Here is a 25047-nt window from a genome sequence, read left to right on the forward strand (position 1 = left end):
ATCAATCTTCTCCCATGGCTCGGTACACAACACGCGCTTGACCTGCTGTCACATGTAGCACTGAGCGAGCGGTGGTCTCTAACGACCCCCATTGTATATAAGCTTGTAGTAAAAAGTACTCACTGCTAACAGCGAGTTCATCGAGCGAGCCGGTTTCACCGTCCTGCGCCCCCGTTAGTAAACTATCTTGCAGCAATTCTTCGCGGCTTTCATAGCCCTGTTCAGGGCGTGCTTGAATCAATTGTTTTGCACCATCCAAGGTTAGCTTACCTTGAGTCGCCGCCACCAGCAAAACCGCGCGCTCTTCATCGAGCGTGTTGACGTTAATACGTAACTCTGCGTTACCGGGAATAGCACATACGTAGGGCTTAATACGTTGCACAACTTCAGCCGTAAAACCTTTAATCATGCGCAACTCACTGACATCAAATAACAACCCATTGGCGGTTTGATAAGGGTGTGGTAACGCTTCGTAATCAGGGTCTTCAGCGCCACTTTGCGACAGTTCACTGTCGCTGTCGAGCCAGTCGGTCAGTGCGCCTGCCAAACTCTCGGCTTGGAAGGCATCAAGCTCTAGGCTGACGAGTAGTTGTTGAAACTGCTTGCGGCGTTTTTCAAGGCTAAGACCTTGCTGCTCAGTGCCAGCTAAACTGTTGAGGTTGAAACAACTACGTAAATCCTTTACTTGCGCAGCTATCTGTCCGCCTTCCACCGGGAACGGCCCGGCGCGTTGTGCCCAGTTCTGACTGGCATGAACGATACCGTCATCGCGTTCGATTTCCTGTTGCAGCACTTCCTTGAGAACGGCTTCGCCGCTTAGCCACATCCAATAGCTTTGTTCTGATTGTTCAAAGCTGGCCGTGCGCGTCACTTGGCGTTGTAATTGAGTACCCAAGTTCGTTGCAATGACAGCGATGATAGCCATCACCAACAACACGGTAATAAGAGCGACACCTTGCTGCTTACGCATTGTTATCACCCTCTTTCTTGACCGTTTGTGCCGGCTCAACACCGGTTAAAAAGCGCCGTCTAATTTCGCCGTAGTCTTCACTGTTAATCGTTAACTCGATGGCAGCTGGGAAGTCATCCGGTGTTTCCCAGCTGGTGCGCCAGCCGGCTTCAATGCCTTGATTCGATTGCGACTGTTGAGACGAACGATAAAAGCGTACTTGAAAGGACTTTACCCCCTCCAGCAGATCTTGCACCACAGGCTCACCACTGCGGTCGTTCACATACGGGTAGGTCATACGCTGTAAAACATTATCTTGCACGCGATAGACCACCGGCTGAAGTTCACTGCGTGGCAACATTAAGCCAGGGTTATCGTAACCGCTGCGCACAAATCCTAAGACGCCACTTTGTGATTCAATAATGCGTTCGTCGTTAGTAATCAGCTGTTGTGCGACTTCTAAACCATTGGGACGCGTCGGCTTAGGCACCGCTTGGCGCATGTCTTGTTGGATAAGCAGCCAAGTGAATTGCAGTTGTTCGATACGCTCGGAGGATTCTTCTGACAAGCTTTTGGTACGCGACATTTGATCGAGCACCGTGTAACTTGCGAGCCCTATCAAAGTAAAAATAACCATGGTGACCATGATCTCAACTAAGGTGAAACCGCGTTCAGAGCGCATTATCGCCTCCGTCGGTATCGGCTAATTGAGGTTTACGAACATATTGGGTCAGTCGCGCCCATTGGTAATCCTGCTCCCCCTGTGTGACTTCAATAGTCACCGCCACCACATTGGGTGTGACCGTTTCAACCACTTGTTGCCGCCACTGCCACTCAACGCCGCCTTGGCGTTCACTACCGCGCTGATTATCTTTAAGCGGCCAGGTGGTTGTTAGATTCAGTTCGGTCAGTCGGTTAGCCGCTACGTACTGGGCAAAGGTGCGCTGTTGGATGGTGCTTAAACTATTAAGGTGACCGCTTGCAGCCGACACAGCCGCCAGTGCCGCCATCGCAAAGATGGCGATGGCAACCATGACCTCGATTAATGTAAAACCACGATTATTGCGTTTCATCACTATCTGCTATGCGAGTGGTCCAAGCGCTATCAGCAATTAACCAGTAGCTCGGTTCGGTACCAAAGGGCGCGGCAAACTGAATCGAAAATTGTGTCAACTCGCCTGTCGGCAGTATCAGCAACTGAGGCATCGGCTGCTCTTCGTCGTCATTATCATCAGACGGCGAAAACAGGGTGTTTTCTAACTGCTTTTCTTGCGCAATAAAGGGCGGCTCATCGATACGCCATTCGAGACTGAGGTTATCTTGGTAATCCTGAGCGGCTAAACCCTTCTCATTGACCGCTTGCCAACGCCAGCCTTCTTCGCTTTGCTGCCACCTTAAAAACTCATACCCTTCGGTCTTAAGTAACAACCCGAGCGGACGTTGCTCTATCATCGCGCGTTCCCGCGCCCACTGGAGCTGGGCTTTCAGTGTGGCGGCGGCGGTTTGTGGCGTGGTTTCATCGCGGGTCATGCTCGGCACAGTAAATACCACCGATGCAGCAATCAAACCCACGATCGCCATCACCACGAGAATCTCAACAAGGGTAAACCCTGATGGCTTGCACGCCGATGAGCGCATTACTTAGTTGGATTCGTTGTCTTGTCCGATCATCCAGTTACCAAAATCATCATCAGTGCCTGGCTGTTGATCGGGACCGGGTGAGAAAATATCGATATCGTCGTACTCACCGGGGTTAAGTAACATATAGTCGTTACCATACGGGTCTTGCGGCAGACGTTGAATATAGCCGCCATTGCGGTAGTTGCGCGGTTGCGGATCAACGTTAGGCCGCTCCACCAAGGCTTCTAGACCTTGTTCTGTGGTTGGAAACATGCCGTTATCTAAGTGATATTGCGCTAACGCGTTCTCAAGCGAGACTAAATCTGCTGTTACTTTCTGTTTATTCGCCTGCTCTTGGCTGCCCAACACATTGGGTAGAATCATGGTAGCTAGAATACCGATGATGGCGATAACCACCATAATTTCGACCAATGAAAAACCTTGATTTTTACGCATCATATTTAAAACCCTATACTCTGGTTCAACTGCAAAATTGGCTGAATAATTGACAATACAATAAAGAATACAATCCCGGCCATCGAAACGATAAGCACCGGCTCAAAGACTTTGAGTGATATTTGCACCAATGATTCAAATTCTCTGTCTTGGTTATCTGCGGTGCGTCGCAACATTTGCTGTAACTCACCGGATTTCTCACCTGCGGCGATCATGTGGAGCATCATTGGTGGAAACAAACCGGTTTCTTGCAATGCCGCACGCAGTGATGCCCCCTCACGTACCCGCGTTGCCGCTTCGTCCACGGCTTCTCTGATCGCACGGTTACCAATCACCGTGGCGGTAATTTTAAGCCCATCGAGTAACGGCACTGCCGATGATGTAAGTATACTCAAGGTACGCGCGAAACGTGCAGTACTGACGCCCCGAATCACTCGACCTAGCAACGGCAACTTTAACAGCCGTTTATGGTATTTAAGCTCATGTTCGGGCTTCTTTAACCATTGCTTAAAGGCAAACACTAACACCACAATTCCGGCTAAGATAAACAAGCCCCAGTTCTGCAAAAACTCCGATAAACCAATCATAAATTGAGTGGTGGGTGGTAACGTCTGTCCGAGGGTAGAAAAGTTGTGCACGATTTGCGGCACAATAGACACTAGCAGAAAGATCACAATACTGATCGCCACTAGTGTCAGCATCACTGGATACACCAAGGCTTGCGTCAACTGGCTCTTCATATGCTGGCGTTGTTCGGTGTAATCGGCTAACTCATCCAGGACTTGATCCAAGTGGCCTGACTTTTCACCGGCCGCGACCATCGCTGTGTAGAGCGAATCGAACACGCCGGGATATTCCGCCATCGCCTCCGCCAGACCATAACCTTCGACTACTTTACTGCGCACCGCCATAAGTAGTTGTTTCATGCGTGGCTTTTCACTTTGATCTGCCACGGCGAGCAAACACTGTTCGATCGGTAAAGCCGAGTTGACCAAGGTCGATAACTGACGGGTAATCAGCGCAAGATCTTGTGCTTTGACACGGCGTACACGACGCCAACGACTTTGCTGCTGGCCTTTCTTGTGTTCTTGTTCGGCGGCGGGCATAACATCCATAGGGATGAGCCCTTGATCGCGTAATTGCTGACGCACCTGGCGAATGGTGTCTGCTTCGATGATGCCTTTTTTCTTACGCCCATCTGCCGCCAGCGCATGATACTCAAAAGCCGCCACAGATTACTCCTCGCGCGTCACGCGCAAAACTTCCTCAAGGGTGGTTACGCCATGGCGTACTTTCGCCAAGCCATCGCTGCGAATGCTCGGGGTATTCTTACGCACATAGCGTTCAATGGATTGCTCGCCGTGACCGTTATGAATGAGCTCACGTACGTGCTCATCCACTTCGATGAGTTCGTGTATGCCCGTGCGTCCGCGATAACCTGTCTGGTTGCACTTCTCGCAACCTTGCGCTCGGTAAATCGTCAACGCTGAATCGGTCACACCAAGTAGCGCCCGCTCTTTTTCATCTGCCTGATGCGGCTGCTTACAGTCTGGGCACAAGGTCCTTACTAAGCGCTGTGACAACACCGCGAGTAGGCTTGAAGACAACAAGAATGGCTCTACGCCCATGTCTTCTAAGCGTGTTATCGCGCCTGCTGCGGTATTAGTATGCAGCGTCGACAAAACCAAGTGACCGGTTAATGAAGCCTGTACAGCAATTTGTGCAGTTTCGATATCGCGAATCTCACCGACCATGACGACATCAGGGTCCTGACGCAAAATCGCACGTAAGCCCCGCGCAAAGGTCATATCAACACGCGGATTAACCTGCGTCTGCCCGATACCATCAATTGCATATTCTATCGGGTCTTCAACCGTCAAAATGTTGCGGTCTTTCGAATTAATTTCGGTCAGTCCGGCATAGAGCGTGGTCGACTTACCCGAGCCGGTAGGACCGGTAACCAAGATAATACCGTGAGGTTTATGGATCAGCTCGGCGAATACTTCGCGGTTAGCTTCTGTCATACCGAGTTGCTCTAGATTAAGACGGGCATTGTTTTTATCTAACAAACGCAGCACCACGCGCTCACCGTGATTCGATGGCATAGTCGAAACCCGCACATCGACGGCACGTCCGGCAATCAGTAAAGAGATACGACCATCTTGTGGCACTCGCTTCTCGGCAATATCCAGCTGCGCCATAACTTTAATACGCGAAACCAACAATGAAGACAGCTTGCGATTAGGTGTCAGCACCTCACGCAGAACGCCATCGATACGAAAGCGAATGGTTAACTGCTTCTCGTAGGTTTCGATGTGAATATCTGATGCACCTTCTTTAATCGCCTCGCTCAACATCGCGTTGATCAGTTTGATAATAGGCGCGTCATCTTCACTCTCTAATAAATCTTCGGTTTGCGGCAGCTCATCCGCTAATGAGAATAAATCGGACTCATTGCCGATATCTTCCATCAGTTGTTTCGCCTCGGATGAGTCGCGCTGATAGGCTTGGGTCAACAAACGCTCAAATGCTTCGGTATCGTGCCGTTGTAAGGTAAATACCTCGCCTAAACGACGCCGTACCTCAAGTAGCGTCTCTGCTGACGCGCCGTCGCGATGATGCACGACGGGCGGCTCGCCATCTTCAACCACAACACCAAAACGCTTAGCAAAGCTAAAAGGTAAGCGCTTTGTGGCAATATTGCTGGCATCAGTCATCTTGCTGCTCTTTTAACTCTTCTTTAATCGCGCCCTTTTCGTTGAGGTACTCCTCAAAGCTCGGCGGCAAGGTTAAATCGCTGTTCCAGTCGTTCATCACTGGTGTTTCTTTGTCAGGCATCAGTGCCACACCACGAGACCGACGATCGAGTTGTAGTGCTCGCATGTAGTTGTATTTTTGCTTACTGATATCAGAGAGCTTACTACCGTTACGAACGATAGTTGGCCGGATAAATACCATCAAGTTGCGCTTTTGTGTGGATGTTGAGGTTGAACTGAACAACCGACCGATAAAGGGAATATCGCCAAGTAATGGAATCTTCGATACCGATTCTTGGACATCCTCATCTATCAAACCGCCTAAAACGATAGTTTCGCCGTCCTCAGCCATCACGGTGGTCTTTAACTCGCGTTTGTTCACGATAACATCGACCGATGTTGCGCCACTTAGACTCGAGACTTCTTGTTCTATCACCATTTGTACGGCATTACCCTCGTTAATTTGCGGGGTGACCTTGAGCTTAATACCGATTTCTTGGCGATCCACTGTTTGGAATGGGCTTTGGTTATCATTGCCGAGTGTGGAGCCTGTGATCGTTGGTACTTCCTGACCGACGAGAAAACTGGCTTCTTCGTTATCAACTGTAACAATACTTGGTGTGGCTAAGATATTAGAGTTGGTATCTTGTGAAACAGCTTGAACAACCGCCGCCCAATCATTTTGGATTGTTCCAAACATCATTCCGTTTACGTTGCCAAGCAAGTTCGCTAGAAGCTCTAAATTGCCACGCTCTTCGGGATTGGTCGTTGTCACTGTTTGACCATTATCGTTGACAGTAGTCACAGATGTACCCTCGCGCGGGCGAGCCTGGTATGCTGCTGCGGCTAAACTACCGATCGGAACTTGGTTACCCGTATTGTATTGAACTAAGCCGCCATTTTCACTGATCCATTGAATACCAAAATCGACATTATCGCCTTCTAATACCTCGACGATAATCGCCTCGACTTGCACTTGCGCTCGACGAATATCGAGATCACGGATTACGTTCTCAAGCGCTGCTAACATGTCGGGTTCGGCGGTTATTACCACAGTGTTAGTGGATTCATGCGCACTGATACTGATGCTGTTATCAGCACGGTTTCGTACCGAATTCTGGCCCGTTTGTTTCGCTTCTTCCGCTTTGATCGACTGACTGACGTTTTGTAATACTTCGACCATTTCCTCGGCGCGCGCATACTTGAGGTAGTAAACGCGGGTGTTACCCTCAGTTTTAAGGTCTTGGTCGAGTTGCTTTATCAATTTAACAACCCGAGAACGTGCGCGCGGCTCACCGCTGACAATAACGCTGTTACTGCGTTCATCGGCGACAATTTTCGGAATCAATAATGCAGGAGTGCCATCGGCATTCGCTTTTTCAAATAAATTTTGCGCAATCCCTACCAGTTCACGTGCCGAAGCATACTGCAGTTCCACGATGTCGACATCCTGGTCACCGGCTTTATCAACACGTTCGATAATTTGCACCAAACGTGAAATCGTCTCGGCACGACCTGTCATCATGATGACATTGGAGGGGTCATAGCTTACCACCATACCGCCGCCCGTTTGGTCGTTTAACTGACGTAATAACGGTGCCAACTCACGCACTGAGACGTTTTCTACCGGCACCACCCGAGTGATCATGGTGTCGCCTTGTTCGTTTTGGTCACCCGCAACCACCGGCAAAGGCGCATGTTGAGCGTCTTTATCACGGATAACTTTAATCACCCCCGAATCCATCTGCACCGCAGCAAAGCCATACACTTCTAGGACATTCAAAAAGAATTGATAATACTGATCTTCGTTCATTACATCGTAGCTACGCACATCGATGGTGCCACGCACATTCGGATCGATAATAATGGTTTTACCCAAGTTACGACCGACCACCTGTATAAACTCAGTAATATCCGTATTTTTAAAACTAGCGGCGTATTCTTGCGCAATTGACGGCGCAGGCATCGTCATTGATACCGAACCGACTGCAATGGCCAGCGCACTCAACCATGTTTTTGGACCAAAACGGGTAACTGTCATAATTATTATTCCTGCTGGTTAGGAAGCTGCAGACTCAGCTCGATACGCTCGCCGTTACGTAGCACCGTCACATTTGCTTCGGTTGCGTCCTGTAATTGGCTGCTCAACTCTGAGGCTTGTTGCATATCGGTCAAGTCATAACCGTTGATTGCGACGGCTAAATCGCCTTCCTGAAAGCCTGCTTGATAAAATATATCGGCCTGATTACCAGGCGAAAGGCGGTAGCCTTGTAAGCTACCTTGCTCTAAAACGGGTGTGATAGAAACGTAGTCTAATAGTTGACCCGGATCTTGTTTAACTCTTTGCAATGCGTTCGCGGTGTCTTTCGGTTCATTAGCGTCAGTTTTATCACTACTTTCGACAACTAACGATAATGCTGGACGGTCTTCACCAATGTCCTCTAATTGCAATGTTTCTAAACGCCCACCGTTATCGAGAATGACACGATCGGCAAGGATTTGTTCCACACTGACACGGCTTCGCCCTATCGTATCACCGACAATGTAGGTCGATTGCTTACCCGCCTGCTCAATAATAGCCGCTGACCGCTCGGGGCGCGAACTGGCAGAGACTCCGACTAAACGCACGTTCAATGACGTTTTAGGTGCGTTTGCATAATCATTACCATGCGTTTGGGTACCGGCCTGCTGACGGCCAAAAATAGGCAATTGCTGTAACTGAGCGAGATCGACACTTTGGTTGTCGCGACTTTGTGAACGCACGTCTACGTCTGGACGTTGCTGAGTCTCTGGCGTGGGCGTAACAAACCACCACGTTGCTTGCGCAGCAACAATGACGACCCATATCCACAAAAGCACCGTTACTAAGGTGATCGAGCGGGATATCCACTGACTCGCGTTCTGGGTTGATGGCGTTAGGCTTATCAATTTAATTCACTTTTATCGTTGTTGTTTTACCGAAGCAATGCACTACATCCGTATAGGAATTTGATACAATATACGCAACTTGATGGCTAGCGCTAGTCTCGCATCGTCGAATTATAGTAATTTGATGTTTTGGCATTGTAGCGTAGGCACGAGTAGTCAACAATCGATTAACACTAATTTTATAATATTTTCGTGACGATTTTATGACACAAGACAGTGGTGTAAGGCTCGACAAATGGCTCTGGGCAGCGCGCTTTTATAAAACGCGGGCGCTTGCACGTCAGATGGTTCAATCTGGCAAAGTACACGTTGCAGGTAAACGCAGTAAACCCTCTAAGCTCGTGCAGATAGGTGATCGAATTACCTTACGACAAGGCTTTGACAGCAAAGAGGTCGAAGTATTGGGGCTGAGCGAGCAACGACGGGGAGCGCCTGAGGCACAATCACTTTACCAAGAGTCTGAAGCGAGTATAGAGAAACGCGAGCAGAATGCTGAGGCGCGTAAGTTGAATGCGCTTTACAACCCACATCCCGACAAACGTCCGGATAAGAAACAACGCCGGCAACTGATTAAAATGAAAGATGGTGGTAATACATGACAACCCAGCTTGACTATCCAACCGATCAACTCGCGCGCTACAGCTTTGCAGAGCAAGATGTACGCGGCGAGATGGTGCAATTGACCAGTAGTTACCAAAGCTTAATTAAAGGACATCAGTATCATCCGGCGGTACAACAGTTGCTTGGTGAAATGATGGCGGCCGTTTCGTTGCTGACTGCGACACTCAAGTTTGAAGGTCATATTGCGGTGCAACTGCAAGGCGATGGACCGGTTAATTTTGTCGCTGTTAATGGTAACCATGCATTAGAACTACGCGGTATTGCTCGGGTGCGCGCTGATATTGGTGAAACTGATTTACGCAGCCTGATTGGCCGCGGGCAACTGATTATTACCTTGACTCCGCAAGATGGCGAGCGCTATCAGGGCGTTGTCAGTGCCGACGCCGATTCACTCGCAGAGGTTATTCAAGACTACTTCGAACAGTCTGAACAGTTGTCGACCCGCGTTTGGCTATTCGCCGATGGCGAGCATGCTGCGGGTATGTTTTTACAACGCATGCCTGCCTCGGGGAAAGACATGGTTGGCTTTGAGCACTTGGCGACCTTGACCGAGACCGTGACCGCACAAGAATTGTTTACACTTCCGACTGAACAACTGCTGCATCGTCTGTATCACGAAGAAACCGTACATATGTATCCATCGCAACCGGTTAGCTTTGTATGTGGCTGTTCGAAAGAGCGCACATTAGAGGCATTGGCGTCAGTCCCTGTTGACGAGCTTAAACAGATCCTTGAGCAGGATGGCGAGATTGTCATGACCTGCGACTACTGTCTGACGGAATATGTTTTTAAAGACGAAGACTTTGCGTAGCCGCGCGGCTACGCATGGATAAAAAAAGAGGTCCTGAGGACCTCTTTTTGTGCTATTTGCTCTTCTTAACAAACTTCATCAACCGACGACGTTTGCGTTGCTGCGATAGCGTCAGGTTGTTCTTCTTACCGGCGTACGGGTTTTTCGGCTCTCGGAACTCAACTTTAATCGGTGTTCCCATGACCCCAAGCGCCTTACGGAAATAGTTCGTTAAATAGCGCTGATAAGAACCTGGCAAGCGAGTAACCTGATTACCGTGGATCACGATACGCGGTGGGTTATAACCCCCAGCATGCGCATATTTCAGTTTCACTCGACGCCCCCCAACCAATGGCGGCTGATGCTCTTCTTGTGCCATCTCCATAATCTTGGTCAACTTAGAGGTCGACACACGTTGCGTCGCACTCTTATAAGCTTCTTCAACGGACTCAAATAAGTGACCAACGCCCGTACCATGTAGCGCTGAGATAAAGTGCAAACGGGCGAAGTCGACAAAGCCTAGGCGACGATCGAGTTCCCGTTTAATTTCATCCTTATGGTCTTGCTGCAAACCATCCCATTTATTGACAGCGATCACGATCGAACGACCGGCGTTCAGCGCAAAACCAATCAGGTTAAGATCTTGGTCGCTGATGGTTTCCCGTGCATCAATAACCGCTAAAACTACGTTGGCATCTTCGATTGCCTGCAGGGTCTTAACCACTGAGTATTTTTCAATCGCTTCATCAATACGCCCCCGACGCCGCACACCTGCGGTATCGATCAAGACATATTCTCGTCCATCGCGCTCCATGGGGATGTAGACTGAATCACGCGTAGTGCCAGGCATATCAAACACCACCACTCTATCTTCACCAAGAATACGGTTAGTGAGTGTTGACTTACCTACATTTGGCCGCCCAACAATAGCAAGCTTTAACGGTAACGCATCGTAATCAATTTCGTCGTGCTCCAGATCTTCGCTATCCGGCTCATCCGGCACGATAACGTCTGGGTAGTCGTCGGCTAACGGCTTAAAGCATGAATCCAACAAATGTTCAACACCGCGCCCGTGCGCCGCCGCGATGCCATAGAGGTTACCTAGTGCCAGCGAATAAAAGTCTGCCATTGCAGAATCCGCATCGATTCCATCAATCTTGTTAGCAACTAAGTAAACTTTTTTCTTTTGTTTACGCAGATGAGTCGCGATCGCTTGATCACCTACGGTGACGCCGTCGCGTGCATCGACCAAAAACAAGACAACATCAGCCTCTTCAATCGCTTGCAGCGATTGTTTAGCCATCACCTCGTCAATACCCTCTTCATCACCGTGAATACCGCCGGTATCGACAACTATGAACTGATAACCGTCGTAATTGGCTTGGCCATACTTACGATCACGGGTCAAGCCCGGGAAGTCTGCTACCAGCGCATCCCGAGTTCGAGTTAAACGATTAAATAATGTAGATTTGCCTACATTGGGTCGACCTACTAAGGCCACGACAGGTAACATGTATAGCGATTTCCTAATTTACCTCGATAGCGTATAAGTCGCCATCGCGGGTTTGTACGTAAAGAGTGTTGCCGTCGGATACTGGCTGCGCGTAAATTCCATCTCCGCCCAATTCCATACGACCAACTATTTCTCCCGAGTTTGCCGAGAGTATGTGGAGGTAACCCTCAAAGTCACCGAGAGCTAAATAATTACCTACTTTCTTAGGTCCGGTGAGTGCTCTTCCAAACAGCTCGTTATTGCTCCACTGCTCAATACCACCTTGAATATCCAGCCCAAACACGTGACTATCCGCATCGGTTAAATAGATGCTACCCGTGTCGACTAAGAGATTTTCATAAGAACTGTAATCACGCTTCCAACGCACTTCACCCGAACGCAGCTCTAGCGCAACGAGTTCGCCGTTATAAGCGATCATATAAATCACACCGCCCACGACCACTGGGTTGGCATCAATATCTGCTAACGACTCTAGCTCAGTGGCACCGGTCGGCTCGCCCACCGTTTGCGTCCAAGCTTGCTGACCGCTAGTGCCAATTAAGACCGAAGCTTTGCCTGATGCATCACCTAAAATCACACCACCGCTTACGATCGTTGGTGCCGAAGCGCCGCGTAAAGTTAGGGTGGGTGTCTGATATTCGAAAGTCCAGTTCTGTTCACCGGTGTCAGCCGAGAGGCTAATCACTTTGCCGCCGGTTGTGTGCACCACAACCATACCATCACCCACGGCTGGGTCAGATGTGACCTCATTGCCCACTTCAGCATGCCAAACAAGTTTGCCTGTTTCGGTATCTAGTGCGACAACATCACCGTTTTCGGTGCCCAAAAACAACTTATTATATTGAGCGACTAAGCCACCGGCGATACGAGCCGGGAAGGGTGAAGCAAACAAGCCTCCAAACCAGCTATCGTCTGAACCTTCGTTAATTTCTATCAGGCTATGTAAATTAACTTGCCACAGGGTTTCACCGGTTTCTTTATCAAACGCTTTAACAAGGCCCTGTCTATCGGCGGCAAATACCTTGCCATAGGCTACCGTTGGGTTGAGCCGTGAAAAATAATCGCCGATGCCATCGCCGACCGAACGTTCCCACTTGATCCGTGTATCGACCTGTTGGCTGACTGGTTGTAACGGAGCGACTTTGATTTCTTCGTCGTCATCACCGAAAAGAGAACACGCCGACAATGAAAGCCCTGCTAAGGCAATCAGGCTGGTACGAAATAAAGATTTCATCGCTGTTTTAGACTGCATTATGACTTCGCCAAGCTGTTGAGTTTGAGTTCTACCGCTGGAGACAGAGTCGAACCGTCGCTGTTGAGTGCTTTTTCATAAGCTTCACGTGCTTTTGCCGTATCGCCTTGAGCAACGTATACATCGCCCTTAATTTCGTTAGCGAATGCCAAATACGCTTTTGGTAGTTCAACGTTAAGAACATCGAGCGCAGGCTGATATTGCGCTTGTGCTGCCAACACACGCGCCAGACGAACACGCGCAATCGCTGCTAGATTATCATCAGCACCACCATCAATCACGGATTGGAACGATGTGACCGCTGTTGCTAAATCACCTTCATCCGCGGCAAAACGACCGAGCTGCAACGCTGCTAGATAACCGTATTGCGAATTTTGATGCGATTTAATGAAGTTTTGTGCATTACTTATCGCACCTTCTTCACCCGCATTGAGCTGGCTCACGACCGCTTCGTAGCCGCGTGATGCGGTGTTTTGCGCTTCGATGGTCGCTTTATCATAATAGCGCCAACCAAAGAACAAGCCTAAGCCAATGATCGCACCTGCGATGATGCCTTTACCGTGTTCGGCCCAAAACTCTTTAATTCGTTCTACTTGTTGTTCTTCTGTTTGATCCACAGGACACCCCTATTCTTGTGTCAATGGTTTGAGCGCAACGACCAGTTCGCCCCAACCAAGTGTTTGTTGGTCATCAGTCGTCCGCAAGGGTTTGACCGTTAACTGATTATTTTCTAATTCATTCTCGCCTAAAATCAGCGCCACTTCAGCGCCGGATTTATCGGCTTTCTTAATTTGCTTTTTCATTGCACCGCCGCCGCTGTGCACCACGATGCGCAGGTCCGGTAGTTCATTTCTCAGCTTTTCGGCAACAGCTTGAGCGTTAAGTTCCGCAGCTTCACCTAAAGGCATTAAATAGGCATCAACGGCACGTCGCGGTGCAAGTTTCTCTTGTTCTTGGAGCAGCAGAACTAAACGTTCCATGCCCATGGCAAAGCCAACAGCCGGTGTTGCCTTACCACCTAATTGCTCAACCAGGCCATCGTAACGGCCACCCGCACACACGGTACCTTGCGCGCCTAAAGCGGTAGTGACCCATTCGAACACGGTGCGGTTATAGTAATCAAGACCACGCACAAGACGTTCGTTGAATACATAGGAAATCCCTGCTGCATCGAGGCGAGCTTTTAACTCATCAAAATGTTGCTTGGATTCTTCGTCCCAGTAGTCCGATAACTTAGGTGCCTGTTCTAACAGTTGCTGCGTATTGGCATCTTTCGAATCCAAAATACGTAGCGGGTTAGTGTCGAGTCGGCGTTGACTGTCTTCGTCTAATTCGCTCTTATATTGCTCTAAATAGTCACGCAGCGCATCACGATAGCGTGCCCGCGCTTCATTTGAACCAAGCGAGTTAAGTTGCAACTCAACTTGATCGGCCATACCCAGAGCTTTCCAAAGTCGAGCTGATAAGAGAATCACTTCAGCATCGGCATCGGCACCTTCAAGGCCAAAAGTTTCAATACCAAATTGATGAAATTGGCGATAACGCCCTTTTTGTGGACGCTCGTAGCGAAACATGGGGCCCATGTACCACAAACGTTGAATCTGATTGTACAGCAAACCATGTTGGTTACCGGCTCGCACACAGCTCGCCGTGCCCTCGGGACGCAGGGTCACACTCTCACCGTTCCGATCGTCAAAAGTGTACATTTCTTTCTCAACGATATCGGTCACTTCACCAATCGAACGCTTGAACAGTGCCGTGCTCTCAAGCACTGGCATGCGTATTTCTTGATAGCCATAGCTTGCGGCAACTTGACGGATTATCGCCTCGACCTGTTGCCAAGCAGCTGTCTGCTCTGGTAACAGGTCGTTCATTCCTCGAATTGCTTGGATGGTCTTTGCCACGGTTACTCTTCCGTTTAGCCTACAAAATAAGCGCGTATTATAGAGTCTTTACGACGGCGGGTAAAATCAGTTGTCGATTTCTTTTACATCAATGCGATGCTTTTTTATATATTCTACGCGATCACGGATTTGAGCTTCCAATTGATCCACGAGATCATTGTTATCGAGCCGCAGTTTTTGGCGCTCACCACCAATATACAAACCACTCTTGCTTTTGGCACCGGCAAGACCGACTTCTGAAATCAATGCTTCACCGGGACCATTGACCACACAGCCAATCACAGAAACATCCACCGGCTCGGTGATGTCCTCGAGTCGCTGCTCCAACGCATTCACCGTAGAAATCACGTCAAACTCTTGCCGTGAACAGCTGGGGCAGGCAATAAAGTTGATTCCGCGCGAGCGAATACGCAGCGATTTCAACATATCGAAACCCACTTTGATTTCTTCGACAGGATCCGCGGCAAGTGACACGCGTAATGTGTCGCCAATGCCTTCTGCTAACAGCATGCCTAAACCAATGGACGACTTAACCGAACCACTGCGAAGGCCACCGGCTTCGGTAATACCTAAATGTAAGGGTTGATCGATTTGCTTCGCTAAAAGACGGTACGATTCTACCGCTAAGAACACATCGGATGCTTTAACACTGACTTTAAAATCTTGAAAGTCTAAACGGTCCAAGATATCAACATGTCGCATAGCTGATTCAACGAGCGCTTCCGGTGTCGGTTCACCATACTTCTCTTGCAATTCACGCTCTAACGAACCGCCGTTCACACCGATACGAATCGGAATATTTTTGTCGCGCGCGGCGTCTACAACTGCGCGAATACGATCTTCACGACCGATATTGCCCGGGTTAATTCGTAAACAATCAACGCCGTATTCAGCCACTTTAAGTGCGATGCGGTAATCGAAGTGAATATCGGCAACAAGGGGAACAGGGCTTTGTTGCTTAATCAGCTTAAACGCCTCTGCTGCATCCATCGTTGGCACAGAGACACGAACAATATCAGCACCAGCGGCTGCAATACGTTTTATCTGTTCAACAGTCGCTTGAACATCCGTCGTTTCAGTATTCGTCATTGACTGAACAGCAATGGGCGCATTGTCTCCAATCGGCACATTACCTACATAGATCCGACGGGAAGGTCTGCGCTTAATTGGATTTTCGTGCATCATAACGGCTTACACTCGGTCTTTTAATTACTTGAAGGAATCGTTAATCGTGCGACACGATCTTGACGATAATTTGATAAGTCTAACGCATTACCTGCATAGGTAATAGTCACGGCGGCGGGCTTGCAGATGGTCGCCGAAAACGGCGCTTTACCAGGTACCGGCATACGATAGCCCTGTGCTTTTGTACCAATCGCTTGCACTTCACCATCGGCGTCTTCAACTTTTACCCAGCACTCTTCGCTGAACTCCATCACTAAATCGGCGGCTAGTGCGGTATTGTCTGCTTCATCTTCATCGCCGCCAGATACTGAGTTAGCGTCGCTGCTCGCCGACACTGTTGGCTCAGGTTCTGACGCAGTATTTTGCTCTGCGGTGCGTGCTTCACGCGGTTCGTTCGCATCACTTTCTTGCGCCACCTCCGACATCGCTTCGGATGTGACTTGTTGGTTTGATGACGTTTCTGGCATCTCTGCGACAGGTTGCTCAATCGTGTCTGGGCTCATTTCATCCTGTTGGGCAGGATCATTAATACTTAATGAAGTACTTGCATCGGCAGCACTGACTTCAGATTCAAGCAATGGCTGTTCGCTCGAAGTGGCTTCTTGCGCCTGATTTGATTGACGCAGAGTCGGTGTATCTGTGCTGTCCTCTTGTTGCGCTGAGTCGGTTTGTTCAGTAACCGCTTGTTCGACATCATTGCTCAACTTCGAGAAGCTCAAATCACTGTCTTGCCACCACCAAATTACCAACGCGATAACGACCACAACCACTAGCCAAGTGATCATCATCAATCGGTTATCGCTCTCTTGATGTTTTACTCGACGCGAAAAGCTTTGCATCGGCGTGCTTTCAGGTTCTTGGATATTCAGGGATTTGTAAGCTTCATCAATTTTGCTTTGATCAACACCTAACAATTTGGCGTAAGCACGGAGGTAGCCTTTGACAAAGGTGGTCGTTGAAAAGGTGTCATAGTCATCTGCTTCAATCAGTTCAATGACCTGTAAACGCAAACGTAAACGATCAGCGGCCTCGCGAGGCGTCATCGATTTTGCCTCACGCGCTTCTTTAAGAATGTGTCCCGGACCTGCAATGGGGCGACGTGATTGCTCTTGCGACGACATTAGTTCTTCGTTATTTGAGTCTGCGCTTGAGTTGTTATTTGCAGATGAATTATCGGCAGTCATGATCTTTGGATCGTTCCCTAGTTTAACTAAAGTTGAGCGAATTACATTCTAGTGATGTTGTGCACAGTGATTTTGCTGGCTCGCTTGCGCGCCTAATCGTTGGGCTTGCGCAAATGCACGCTGAGCGGCTTGCTGCTGACCTGATAGACACAGCGCTACGGCATAGTTGTTGTGCAGAACTCCGCTCATAGGTTGCCATGATAATGCTTCTTGGTAAAGTAGCAACGCAGAATTGACACGTTCTTTACGTAAATACCAGTGTCCTAGGGCTAACACAGTGTCTACTCGCTTTGGGTCTGCCAAAAATGCCTGTTTAAAGTGCCGTTCGGCGTGGTCAAGCTGGTTCTGGGCTAAATAAGCCATTCCCGCTCTCAAATGGGCATCCACTACCGTTTCATCAGTGGAAACAGAACAGGCCGTTAAAGCAAATCCTATCGCTCCTAGGATAAACCTATGCATTGAAGTTACTCCTTACTTAGTCACTCAAGGCATAGGTATTCATCACTGTCTAGTCTGACTTAACCTGAATAGCATCACCGCCGCGCTGCGCTTGCTGACGTTTTAGGATACGCTTAGTGCGGTCGATAACATCGCCTACGAGCTGACCGCATGCGGCATCGATATCGTCGCCTCGAGTTTTACGAACCATAACAGTAAAACCATAGTCCATTAATACTTTAGCGAAACGGTCAATGCGCGAATTACTCGAACGACCATAGTCGGAACCTGGGAATGGATTAAACGGAATCAGGTTGATTTTGCTCGGTGTATCTTTAAGCGTACGAGCGAGCTCATGCGCTTGGTCCATCGAGTCGTTTACGTGATCGAGCATGACATACTCAACCGTCACTTTATGCTGAGCTTTTGACTGCTCAACGTATTTACGACTCGACGCTAAAAACTGTTCGATGTTGTACTTTTTATTAATCGGTACGATTTCATTGCGCAGCTCGTCGTTAGGCGCATGCAACGAAATAGCGAGCATTACATCGATTTGCTCGCGTAGCTTGTCCAATGCCGGTACCACACCTGAGGTACTCAAGGTAACTCGACGTTTAGACAAACCAAAACCGTAATCATCCATCATGAGGTCCATCGCTGGCACCACATTGTTGAGATTGAGCAGCGGTTCGCCCATGCCCATCATGACGACGTTAGTCACAGGCTTGATACCTGTTTTACCATAGGCCCCGAGTAGCTGATTAACACGCCACACCTGACCAATGATTTCCGCTACGTTGAGGTTACGGTTGAAACCTTGTTGGCCCGTTGAGCAGAAAGTGCACTCAAGAGCACAGCCTACCTGTGATGAAACGCACAAGGTGGCGCGGTCACGTTCTGGGATCCAAACAGTTTCAACATCTTGACCATCAAACAATGTCATGACGAATTTAATCGTGCCATCGCTCGATTGCTGCTGCTCGCGAATTTCTGGTGCGCGAATTTCAGCACATTGTTTGAGCTTCTCGCGTAGTCCTTTGTTGAGATTGGTCATCTCATCAAAGTCGTCGACACAAAAGTGATAGAGCCATTTCATGACCTGATCGGCACGGAACGGTTTTTCGCCCATCTCTTTGAAAAAGGCTTTCATTCCATCGCGGTTCAGGTTTAGAAGATTCACTTTTTTATCGATAGCGTTGGTCATAAATTTCCTGTATCTAAAAAGTACCGTGCGCCAAAGGGCGCACGATTTTATTCGTTAAACGATCAGTCTTGCGTAAGACTTATCGAGTACGTGGGCAGATCTCTTCATCGCTGAAGAAGTACGCGATTTCGCGTGCTGCAGTTTCAGCTGCGTCAGAACCATGTACTGCGTTCTCGTCGATAGTTTCAGCATAGTCTGCGCGAAGCGTGCCTGCCAATGCGTCTGCTGGGTTCGTTGCACCCATGATTTCACGGTTTTTCAGGATAGCTTCTTCGCCTTCCAATACTTGAACTACGATTGGACCTGAAGTCATGAATTCAACTAACGCGCCAAAGAAAGGACGCTCGCTGTGCTCTGCATAGAAGCCTTCAGCTTGTTCTTTGCTCAAGTGCATCATTTTTGACGCTACGATACGCAGACCTGCGCTTTCGAAACGATTATAGATTGCGCCGATTAAGTTTTTCGCAACCGCGTCGGGCTTAATAATTGATAAAGTGCGCTCTAAAGCCATCTTTTTTACTCCAAAATGGGTATTTAACCAGAGGTGAAAATTTCCGCGCGAATTATACGTTAGATCTCAGAAAAAATCGAATATCTATTGATTGTTTTTTAACTCGTTCTCAGCTACTATCGAAAAACGTTTAGCCTTATAGACGTCCAAAAGGAGTCCGTCAGATGTCGAATACGACCCAGTTCCAAAAAGCTACCCTAGGCGGTGGATGTTTTTGGTGTATTGAATCCGCATTTAATCAACTTAAAGGCATTGAATCGGCGCAGTCAGGTTACACTGGCGGCACAACCGAGAATCCGACCTACAAACAGGTCTGCAATGGCGATACCGGTCATGCGGAAGTTGTACAGTTAACTTTTGATCCGTCGATTATTAGTTATCGTCAGATTTTGGAAATCTTTTTTACCTTGCACGATCCCACGCAAGTGAATCGTCAAGGTAACGATGTGGGCACACAATACCGCACTTCTATCTTTTATCATGATGACGAGCAACAACAGATCGCGCTTGAACTCATTGATGAACTCGAAAATGATGTGGTGTTTGAAGATCCGATTGTGACAGAAGTTGCACCGCTCGACACCTTCTACAGTGCCGAGGATTACCATGATGATTACTTTAATCGCAATCCGGAGAACCCGTATTGCCAAGCGGTTATTTCACCTAAGCTGGCAAAATTCCGTAAAACCTTCGCTGAATTACTGCGCAGCTAACACGCGATAGGTGTTCAGTACATGGTCCGCGGCATATTCCATTTCCTGCAAGGTGGTGTCGCGGCCCAAACTAAACCTGAGCGATGCATGTGCCAGTTCATCGGATAAACCAATCGCGCGCAGCACATAAGAAGGCTCTACACTCGCGGATGTACAGGCTGACCCTGAAGAAATCGCTAAGTCCTTTAACGACATCAGCAATAACTCACCTTCTACATTAGCAAAGCGTAAATTCATGATATTGGGTACGCGTTGCGATACATCACCATTCAATTTAATGCCAGGCTCCGCTAATAATTTATCGAGAAACAACTGGCTCAACGCACGGTAATGTTCACGATCATCTCCTAAGCGTTGACGGGCAAGCTGCGCCGCTTCGCCTAAACCAACAATCTGATGGGTCGCCAAGGTACCCGAACGCATGCCGCGTTCATGCCCACCCCCATGCATTTCAGCCTCAAGTTGTACTTTAGGTTTACGACGCACATAGAGCGCACCTATTCCTTTTGGCCCATACATTTTGTGTGCCGATATAGAAAGCAAGTCTACACCAAGTTGTTCTACATCAAGTGGCAGTTTACCGGCACTTTGCGCAGCATCGACATGCAGAAGTACGTTGTTTTCCCGACAACATGCACTGATCGCTGGGATATCTTGAATAACACCCAGCTCATTGTTTACATGCATCACACTGACTAATACCGTATCCTCGCGCATCGCTTGTTGTAATGCTTGGCTATCTATCAAGCCGTCTTTATCAACCGATAAAAACGTCACATCAAAACCTTCGCGCTCAAGCTGCAATGCCGGATCAATAACGGCTTTGTGCTCTGTCGCCACCGTAATTAGGTGCTTTCCCTTGTTACGCGCCTGATGCATGACACCTTTTAATGCTAAATTATCCGATTCTGTCGCACCCGAGGTGAAAACGATTTCACGCGGATCGGCGTTGATTAAATCCGCAACTTGATTTCGCGCGATGTCGACTGCCTCTTCCGCCTGCCAACCGAGGCGGTGCGAGCGCGATGCCGGATTGGCAAAAACGCCATCCGCTGTTAAGTACTTCATCATGGCATCTGCGACGGATTTATCCACGGGCGTGGTTGCCGCATAATCAAGATAGATAGGCTGTTTCAAAACAACTCTCCGCTATTACAGCACATTGAGCTCTATTTTCTGGTTGTTGTCACCCACTTGGCGGTTGCCAATTTGCGCCACCTCTTTAGTGGCCATCAGTTCGGCGAGGGTAATGCCGTCCAGAAATTGTGCGATACGATCACTGAGCCCTTCCCAGAGTGAATGGGTCAGGCACTGCTCACCGTTGTGACAATTACCTTTGCCTTGGCATTTGGTCGCGTCGATAGACTCGTCAACGGCATCGATCACCGCACCGACAGAGATTGAGTCGGCATCTCGCCCAAGGCGATAGCCACCTCCAGGTCCTCGCACGCTATGAACCAATCCCCGCTTACGTAAGCGAGCAAAGAGTTGCTCGAGATAGGATAACGAAATGCCTTGGCGATCTGAGATATCTGCTAGGGGCACGGGTGCTTGCTTTGCAAACATCGCGACGTCGAGCATCGCTGTCACTGCATAGCGACCTTTTGAAGTCAGGCGCATCAATCTCCCCCTCTAATAACTCAGTGTGATCGTTCTCCTAATTAGTGTACTTTTCCGACTAAATTAGTCAAGTATTCTAAGAACCCGAGTTTTTCGTTTGCTTATCCACGGAAGCTAGGATACCGCGCAAGATGTTGAGTTCGTTTTCCTCGGGGCGCGCACGGTTAAATAAGCGTCGCAACTTGGTCATAACTTGCCCTGGGTGTTGGCGAATAATGAAGCCCGTATCTGTCAGCGTCGACTCTAAATGTTGATAAAACTGCTCGAGTGCCTCAACGCGAGGATACGCTTGAGTAACTTCAGGCATTTCGTCCTGTTCAAGGAACTGCATGCGCACTTCGTAGCACACGGTTTGAACGGCCATCGCCAAATTCAGCGAACCATAGTCGGGGTTGGTCGGGATATGTAAATGAAAATGGCTTTGCTGCAACTCTTCGTTTGTGAGACCGCTGTTTTCACGACCAAATACGATGGCGACAGGGTATTTCGGTGCTTCGCTTAACACCTGCCCTGCTGCTTGACGCGGACCGAGCAACGGCCAGTCAAGGGTACGATTACGGGCGCTGGTAGCAAGTACTAATCCACAGTCGTCTATCGCTTGGTCGAGTCGTTCAACAATACGCGCGTTAGCTAAGATATCGGTAGCGCCAGCGGCGAGTGCCGATGCATGGCTGTCCGGCTCCGAAACCGGGTCGACTAATACTAGATCGCTAAAACCCATGGTTTTCATCGCCCGTGCGACGGAACCGATGTTGCCAGTATGTGAGGTATTCACCAGTACAATTCGAACGTTATCGAGCATGACAGTGCCTTTATCTAATTTTAACCAGTGTAGAAAAGTTGCGCATTCTACCTCAACACTGGTAATATGCGCGACCTTAAAATTCGTTCTTTCACAGCACAGGTAATTTGAAAATGCATCCGATGTTAAACATTGCGGTGCGCGCAGCGCGTGCAGCCGGTAAAATTTTGCTTAAAGAATTCGATCAGGGTCAACCTATCGATGCAACCGCCAAAGGCCCAAACGACTGGGTATCTGAAATGGATAAGGCGGCTGAACAAGCGATCATCAATACCATTAAAAAGGCTTATCCTGAACACGGTATTATCGCTGAGGAGAGCGGCACGCAAACGGGTAAAGATAACGATTTTCAGTGGGTTATCGATCCGTTGGACGGCACAACAAATTACTTGCGCGGTGTTCCCCACTTCTGTATTTCTATTGCTGTCGTTCATAAAGGAACGGTGCAACAAGGCGTCGTTTACGATCCTGTACGCGAAGAACTATTCACCGCATCACGTGGCGCGGGCGCTCAGCTTAATGGCCGTCGGTTACGTTTATCACCATTAACAGAACTTAATGGTGCATTGCTCGCAACAGGTTTCCCTTTTAAAGCAAAACATCGCTACGATGAATATCAGGCGATGTTTGGTCGCTTATTTGAGCGTTGTGCGGATATGCGCCGTGCTGGTGCTGCAGCCCTCGACCTCGCCTATGTTGCCGCGGGTCGTTACGATGGCTTCTTCGAGCTTGGCTTGAAGCCATGGGATTTGATGGCCGGTGACCTCCTTGTACGAGAAGCAGGCGGCATCGTGACTGATTTTGAAGGTGGCCACAATTATGTTCAAAGCGGCCATATCGTGGCCGGCGCACCTAAGGTGCTCAAGCAGATGCTTGCACAACTGCGTAAAAAGCCAGAAAGCAACGACTAAACGCTATGATAAGAACGACAAAGGCCGGCAAATTTGCCGGCCTTTTTCTTTTAACGAAGCTCGATTTCTTCCAAATCGATATCAAACGAAGAATCGATATCGGTGAGCTCCTCGCGTAAGAGGTATTTTTCTTTTAATTGTTCTATTTCACGCCACCTACGCTTACTTGTGCGTCCTTTCGATGATTTTTCACTTACTTTCTGAAGCTCTTCTGAATGGTCCATGACTACCTCTCAGTATCATTATAATTATGGATTAGCGCACAAAACAAACTGCCCAACAATTTGTTCACATATGATTAAATATCACACTTTTTGCAAGAATAAAAGCAGTTTGTTTCAAATATGTTAACTGCGCATGAATCTTACATGACATGGATCATAATATAGACACTTGTAAGGAATAAGTTAAACGAAAGTTGCTCTAATTAAGATAAATTTAAGTTTCACGGCATAGGCTAAAGCAAAGTGAATCAACGAGGTTAAACTCATGAATACATCCACACATTACTCTGCGCTTGCACAGTTTATGCACTGGCTCACTGTAATCGCACTCTCAATCATGTTAACACTCGGCTTTATGATGGTATTTGCCGACGAACGCACCTTTAAACATGCCGTTGAAGGCATTCATGTAACGACAGGCTTTTATCTTGGGCTCTTCTTATTAGTGCGCATTGGATTTAGAGCATTCGCAGGCTTTCGCGCGCCAGAGCCCGATGAGCAAACAACATTTAAGCTCGCTAAAGGATTACAAAGCTTGATGTTACTGACACTCTTAGTCGTGCTCATCACCGGTCCTTTATACTTATTCACCGAAGGCGAAGGGATCGCTCTTTCTTCACAAACTACTTGGCTTATTGATCTCTCCGGTTGGTCATGGCTTCATGAACCAGCCGAAGAAATACACAAGATCCTGGCAACTTACGTGCTACCAAGTTTGATCGCGCTGCACATGCTTGCGGCTATCAAACAGTTTCATCGTGAAGTTAATCGACGCTGATACCCGGCGCCCATTGAATGGGTGTCCGTCCGTGCGCCATGAGGTATTGATTGGCTTGCACAAAGTGATGCGCTTCGAAAAAGCCACGATGAGCGGATAATGGTGACGGATGAGGTGCCTTTAATATGCAGTGCTTATCATCCGGGATAAGTGCTGCCTTTTTTTGCGCATGAGCGCCCCACAACATAAATACGATGTTGTCGTACTCGTTAGCTAAGCGCTCAATCACTGTGTCGGTGAAGGTTTCCCAGCCCCAATTTGCGTGACTATGTGCCTGACCCTGTGCCACCGTGAGTACCGTGTTGAGTAGCAGAACACCTTGTTGTGCCCAAGCCGTTAAATCACCCTGAGTGGGTGCTTGCGCTTCCGGATAGTCTTGTATAATTGCCTTGAGAATATTCCGTAGTGAGGGTGGTAATTTGACCCCCTCAGGTACCGAGAAGCTCAAACCATGCGCTTGTCCAGGCCCATGGTAAGGATCTTGCCCTAAAATGACGACTTTAACGTGCTCGGGAGCCGTCAACTTAAGCGCATTAAACACCTCCGATTCGGGTGGAAAGATAACCTCTGTTTCTCGCGCCTGCTCGACACGCTGCATGAGTTGCACAAAGTATTCTTTTTGCTTTTCCTCTGCCAGGAGTGGCTGCCACGCTTTTGCCATGATACGACCTTACTTGATGATTCA

General features: G+C 48.6%; 28 protein-coding genes. 5 read left to right on the forward strand and 23 right to left on the reverse strand.

The annotated features are described in order from the left end of the window. Position 1: 1 nt before the first annotated feature. From gspK to gspC, 9 genes are read right to left on the reverse strand one after another with little or no spacing between them, the layout of a single operon-like run. The gene (gspK, locus tag AWU56_RS00200) at positions 2-970 is read right to left on the reverse strand and encodes a type II secretion system minor pseudopilin GspK (RefSeq protein ID WP_286681443.1); all 969 of its coding nucleotides are present in this window, start codon (positions 968-970) and stop codon (positions 2-4) included. Next, positions 963-1631, reverse strand: coding sequence for a type II secretion system minor pseudopilin GspJ (gene gspJ, locus AWU56_RS00205; RefSeq protein WP_006956919.1), 669 nt, complete (start codon positions 1629-1631; stop codon positions 963-965). Before gspJ ends, gspK begins: the two co-directional genes overlap by 8 nt. Next, entirely contained in the window at positions 1621-2022 is a 402-nt protein-coding gene (gene gspI, locus AWU56_RS00210; RefSeq protein ID WP_286681444.1) for a type II secretion system minor pseudopilin GspI, read from the reverse strand. Before gspI ends, gspJ begins: the two co-directional genes overlap by 11 nt. After that, the gene (gspH, locus tag AWU56_RS00215; RefSeq protein WP_286681445.1) at positions 2009-2587 is read right to left on the reverse strand and encodes a type II secretion system minor pseudopilin GspH; all 579 of its coding nucleotides are present in this window, start codon (positions 2585-2587) and stop codon (positions 2009-2011) included. Before gspH ends, gspI begins: the two co-directional genes overlap by 14 nt. Before the next feature lie 3 nt (positions 2588-2590). After that, positions 2591-3028, reverse strand: coding sequence for a type II secretion system major pseudopilin GspG (gene gspG / locus AWU56_RS00220; protein WP_006956922.1), 438 nt, complete (start codon positions 3026-3028; stop codon positions 2591-2593). Positions 3029-3030: 2 nt separating this feature from the next. Beyond that, entirely contained in the window at positions 3031-4257 is a 1227-nt protein-coding gene (gene gspF / locus AWU56_RS00225; protein ID WP_006956923.1) for a type II secretion system inner membrane protein GspF, read from the reverse strand. Positions 4258-4260: 3 nt separating this feature from the next. Further along, positions 4261-5742: a type II secretion system ATPase GspE gene (gspE, locus tag AWU56_RS00230; RefSeq protein WP_286681446.1), complete on the reverse strand. Its 1482-nt coding sequence runs from the start codon at positions 5740-5742 to the stop codon at positions 4261-4263. Further along, positions 5735-7822 carry a type II secretion system secretin GspD gene (gspD, locus tag AWU56_RS00235; protein ID WP_006956925.1) on the reverse strand — a complete coding sequence of 696 codons (2088 nt, stop codon included), beginning with the start codon at positions 7820-7822 and terminating at the stop codon, positions 5735-5737. Before gspD ends, gspE begins: the two co-directional genes overlap by 8 nt. A 5-nt stretch (positions 7823-7827) precedes the next feature. Next, positions 7828-8709: a type II secretion system protein GspC gene (gene gspC, locus AWU56_RS00240; protein ID WP_286681447.1), complete on the reverse strand. Its 882-nt coding sequence runs from the start codon at positions 8707-8709 to the stop codon at positions 7828-7830. 203 nt (positions 8710-8912) lie between these two features. Between gspC and hslR the strand changes: the two genes are divergently transcribed. Together hslR and hslO are read left to right on the forward strand one after the other, a co-directional pair. Further along, positions 8913-9308 (forward strand): ribosome-associated heat shock protein Hsp15, encoded by a 396-nt coding sequence (gene hslR, locus AWU56_RS00245; protein WP_006956928.1) that lies wholly within the window; start codon positions 8913-8915, stop codon positions 9306-9308. Next, complete coding sequence (gene hslO, locus AWU56_RS00250; protein ID WP_286681448.1) at positions 9305-10141, forward strand: Hsp33 family molecular chaperone HslO; 837 nt, start codon at positions 9305-9307, stop codon at positions 10139-10141. The genes hslR and hslO overlap by 4 nt, the downstream gene beginning before the upstream one ends. 52 nt (positions 10142-10193) lie before the next feature. Here the strand turns inward: hslO and der are convergent, their stop codons facing one another. The 9 genes from der to ndk form a co-directional block, all read right to left on the reverse strand. Beyond that, a complete protein-coding gene (gene der / locus AWU56_RS00255) occupies positions 10194-11633 on the reverse strand; it encodes a ribosome biogenesis GTPase Der (RefSeq protein ID WP_006956933.1) in 1440 nt (479 codons plus the stop codon). A 13-nt stretch (positions 11634-11646) separates the two neighbouring features. After that, a complete protein-coding gene (bamB, locus tag AWU56_RS00260) occupies positions 11647-12885 on the reverse strand; it encodes an outer membrane protein assembly factor BamB (protein WP_272978700.1) in 1239 nt (412 codons plus the stop codon). After that, positions 12885-13502 carry a YfgM family protein gene (locus AWU56_RS00265; RefSeq protein WP_006956937.1) on the reverse strand — a complete coding sequence of 206 codons (618 nt, stop codon included), beginning with the start codon at positions 13500-13502 and terminating at the stop codon, positions 12885-12887. Before AWU56_RS00265 ends, bamB begins: the two co-directional genes overlap by 1 nt. Positions 13503-13511: 9 nt before the next feature. After that, entirely contained in the window at positions 13512-14789 is a 1278-nt protein-coding gene (gene hisS, locus AWU56_RS00270) for a histidine--tRNA ligase (RefSeq protein ID WP_286681449.1), read from the reverse strand. Positions 14790-14855: 66 nt separating this feature from the next. Then, positions 14856-15974: a flavodoxin-dependent (E)-4-hydroxy-3-methylbut-2-enyl-diphosphate synthase gene (ispG, locus tag AWU56_RS00275; RefSeq protein ID WP_286681450.1), complete on the reverse strand. Its 1119-nt coding sequence runs from the start codon at positions 15972-15974 to the stop codon at positions 14856-14858. 20 nt (positions 15975-15994) lie between these two features. Next, the gene (locus tag AWU56_RS00280) at positions 15995-17158 is read right to left on the reverse strand and encodes a RodZ domain-containing protein (protein ID WP_286681451.1); all 1164 of its coding nucleotides are present in this window, start codon (positions 17156-17158) and stop codon (positions 15995-15997) included. A 48-nt stretch (positions 17159-17206) separates the two neighbouring features. Then, positions 17207-17617, reverse strand: a complete 411-nt coding sequence (locus AWU56_RS00285; protein ID WP_116287568.1) for a tetratricopeptide repeat protein — start codon at positions 17615-17617, stop codon at positions 17207-17209. Between the two features lie 49 nt (positions 17618-17666). Continuing rightward, positions 17667-18803 carry a dual-specificity RNA methyltransferase RlmN gene (gene rlmN / locus AWU56_RS00290; RefSeq protein WP_006956946.1) on the reverse strand — a complete coding sequence of 379 codons (1137 nt, stop codon included), beginning with the start codon at positions 18801-18803 and terminating at the stop codon, positions 17667-17669. Positions 18804-18882: 79 nt separating this feature from the next. Next, positions 18883-19314 (reverse strand): nucleoside-diphosphate kinase, encoded by a 432-nt coding sequence (ndk, locus tag AWU56_RS00295; protein WP_006956949.1) that lies wholly within the window; start codon positions 19312-19314, stop codon positions 18883-18885. Positions 19315-19478: 164 nt separating this feature from the next. Here ndk and msrA point away from each other — a divergent pair, with 164 nt between their 5' ends. Beyond that, the gene (msrA, locus tag AWU56_RS00300) at positions 19479-20027 is read left to right on the forward strand and encodes a peptide-methionine (S)-S-oxide reductase MsrA (RefSeq protein ID WP_006956951.1); all 549 of its coding nucleotides are present in this window, start codon (positions 19479-19481) and stop codon (positions 20025-20027) included. Here msrA and AWU56_RS00305 read toward each other — a convergent pair. From AWU56_RS00305 to trmJ, 3 genes are all read right to left on the reverse strand, one after another. Next, entirely contained in the window at positions 20013-21164 is a 1152-nt protein-coding gene (locus AWU56_RS00305; protein ID WP_272978707.1) for an IscS subfamily cysteine desulfurase, read from the reverse strand. The genes msrA and AWU56_RS00305 overlap by 15 nt on opposite strands. A 15-nt stretch (positions 21165-21179) precedes the next feature. Next, a complete protein-coding gene (iscR, locus tag AWU56_RS00310) occupies positions 21180-21647 on the reverse strand; it encodes a Fe-S cluster assembly transcriptional regulator IscR (protein WP_006956955.1) in 468 nt (155 codons plus the stop codon). A 76-nt stretch (positions 21648-21723) separates the two neighbouring features. After that, on the reverse strand, positions 21724-22449 hold the full coding sequence (trmJ, locus tag AWU56_RS00315; RefSeq protein ID WP_286681452.1) for a tRNA (cytosine(32)/uridine(32)-2'-O)-methyltransferase TrmJ: 726 nt from the start codon (positions 22447-22449) through the stop codon (positions 21724-21726). 113 nt (positions 22450-22562) lie between these two features. On the opposite strand from trmJ, the gene suhB reads away from it, so the two are divergent. Beyond that, the gene (gene suhB / locus AWU56_RS00320) at positions 22563-23360 is read left to right on the forward strand and encodes an inositol-1-monophosphatase (RefSeq protein WP_272978711.1); all 798 of its coding nucleotides are present in this window, start codon (positions 22563-22565) and stop codon (positions 23358-23360) included. A 50-nt stretch (positions 23361-23410) separates the two neighbouring features. Here suhB and AWU56_RS00325 read toward each other — a convergent pair whose 3' ends face one another. Next, a complete protein-coding gene (locus AWU56_RS00325; RefSeq protein WP_006956962.1) occupies positions 23411-23584 on the reverse strand; it encodes a DUF3545 family protein in 174 nt (57 codons plus the stop codon). A gap of 265 nt (positions 23585-23849) precedes the next feature. Between AWU56_RS00325 and AWU56_RS00330 the strand changes: the two genes are divergently transcribed. Next, positions 23850-24362 (forward strand): cytochrome b/b6 domain-containing protein, encoded by a 513-nt coding sequence (locus tag AWU56_RS00330; RefSeq protein WP_286681453.1) that lies wholly within the window; start codon positions 23850-23852, stop codon positions 24360-24362. Here the strand turns inward: AWU56_RS00330 and ung are convergent. After that, positions 24349-25023, reverse strand: a complete 675-nt coding sequence (gene ung, locus AWU56_RS00335) for a uracil-DNA glycosylase (RefSeq protein WP_272978714.1) — start codon at positions 25021-25023, stop codon at positions 24349-24351. The genes AWU56_RS00330 and ung overlap by 14 nt on opposite strands. Positions 25024-25047 lie beyond the last annotated feature (24 nt).

Origin of the sequence: Idiomarina sp. T82-3 (assembly GCF_001577655.1) — a bacterium.
Classification (GTDB): domain Bacteria; phylum Pseudomonadota; class Gammaproteobacteria; order Enterobacterales; family Alteromonadaceae; genus Idiomarina; species Idiomarina baltica.

Bases quoted from the DNA above. Each gene is read 5' to 3' on its own strand.
- msrA (WP_006956951.1), top strand. From the start codon at position 19,479: ATGTCGAATACGACCCAGTTCCAAAAAGCTACCCTAGGCGGTGGATGT.
- gspK (WP_286681443.1), bottom strand. From the start codon at position 970: ATGCGTAAGCAGCAAGGTGTCGCTCTTATTACCGTGTTGTTGGTGATG.
- AWU56_RS00330 (WP_286681453.1), top strand. From the start codon at position 23,850: ATGAATACATCCACACATTACTCTGCGCTTGCACAGTTTATGCACTGG.
- ndk (WP_006956949.1), bottom strand. From the start codon at position 19,314: ATGGCTTTAGAGCGCACTTTATCAATTATTAAGCCCGACGCGGTTGCG.
- suhB (WP_272978711.1), top strand. From the start codon at position 22,563: ATGCATCCGATGTTAAACATTGCGGTGCGCGCAGCGCGTGCAGCCGGT.
- ispG (WP_286681450.1), bottom strand. From the start codon at position 15,974: ATGATGCACGAAAATCCAATTAAGCGCAGACCTTCCCGTCGGATCTAT.
- AWU56_RS00325 (WP_006956962.1), bottom strand. From the start codon at position 23,584: ATGGACCATTCAGAAGAGCTTCAGAAAGTAAGTGAAAAATCATCGAAA.
- ung (WP_272978714.1), bottom strand. From the start codon at position 25,023: ATGGCAAAAGCGTGGCAGCCACTCCTGGCAGAGGAAAAGCAAAAAGAA.
- gspG (WP_006956922.1), bottom strand. From the start codon at position 3,028: ATGATGCGTAAAAATCAAGGTTTTTCATTGGTCGAAATTATGGTGGTT.
- trmJ (WP_286681452.1), bottom strand. From the start codon at position 22,449: ATGCTCGATAACGTTCGAATTGTACTGGTGAATACCTCACATACTGGC.
- gspE (WP_286681446.1), bottom strand. From the start codon at position 5,742: ATGACTGATGCCAGCAATATTGCCACAAAGCGCTTACCTTTTAGCTTT.
- hslO (WP_286681448.1), top strand. From the start codon at position 9,305: ATGACAACCCAGCTTGACTATCCAACCGATCAACTCGCGCGCTACAGC.
- bamB (WP_272978700.1), bottom strand. From the start codon at position 12,885: ATGCAGTCTAAAACAGCGATGAAATCTTTATTTCGTACCAGCCTGATT.
- iscR (WP_006956955.1), bottom strand. From the start codon at position 21,647: ATGCGCCTGACTTCAAAAGGTCGCTATGCAGTGACAGCGATGCTCGAC.
- rlmN (WP_006956946.1), bottom strand. From the start codon at position 18,803: ATGACCAACGCTATCGATAAAAAAGTGAATCTTCTAAACCTGAACCGC.
- hslR (WP_006956928.1), top strand. From the start codon at position 8,913: ATGACACAAGACAGTGGTGTAAGGCTCGACAAATGGCTCTGGGCAGCG.
- gspD (WP_006956925.1), bottom strand. From the start codon at position 7,822: ATGACAGTTACCCGTTTTGGTCCAAAAACATGGTTGAGTGCGCTGGCC.
- der (WP_006956933.1), bottom strand. From the start codon at position 11,633: ATGTTACCTGTCGTGGCCTTAGTAGGTCGACCCAATGTAGGCAAATCT.
- gspJ (WP_006956919.1), bottom strand. From the start codon at position 1,631: ATGCGCTCTGAACGCGGTTTCACCTTAGTTGAGATCATGGTCACCATG.
- gspH (WP_286681445.1), bottom strand. From the start codon at position 2,587: ATGCGCTCATCGGCGTGCAAGCCATCAGGGTTTACCCTTGTTGAGATT.
- AWU56_RS00285 (WP_116287568.1), bottom strand. From the start codon at position 17,617: ATGCATAGGTTTATCCTAGGAGCGATAGGATTTGCTTTAACGGCCTGT.
- AWU56_RS00280 (WP_286681451.1), bottom strand. From the start codon at position 17,158: ATGACTGCCGATAATTCATCTGCAAATAACAACTCAAGCGCAGACTCA.
- gspI (WP_286681444.1), bottom strand. From the start codon at position 2,022: ATGAAACGCAATAATCGTGGTTTTACATTAATCGAGGTCATGGTTGCC.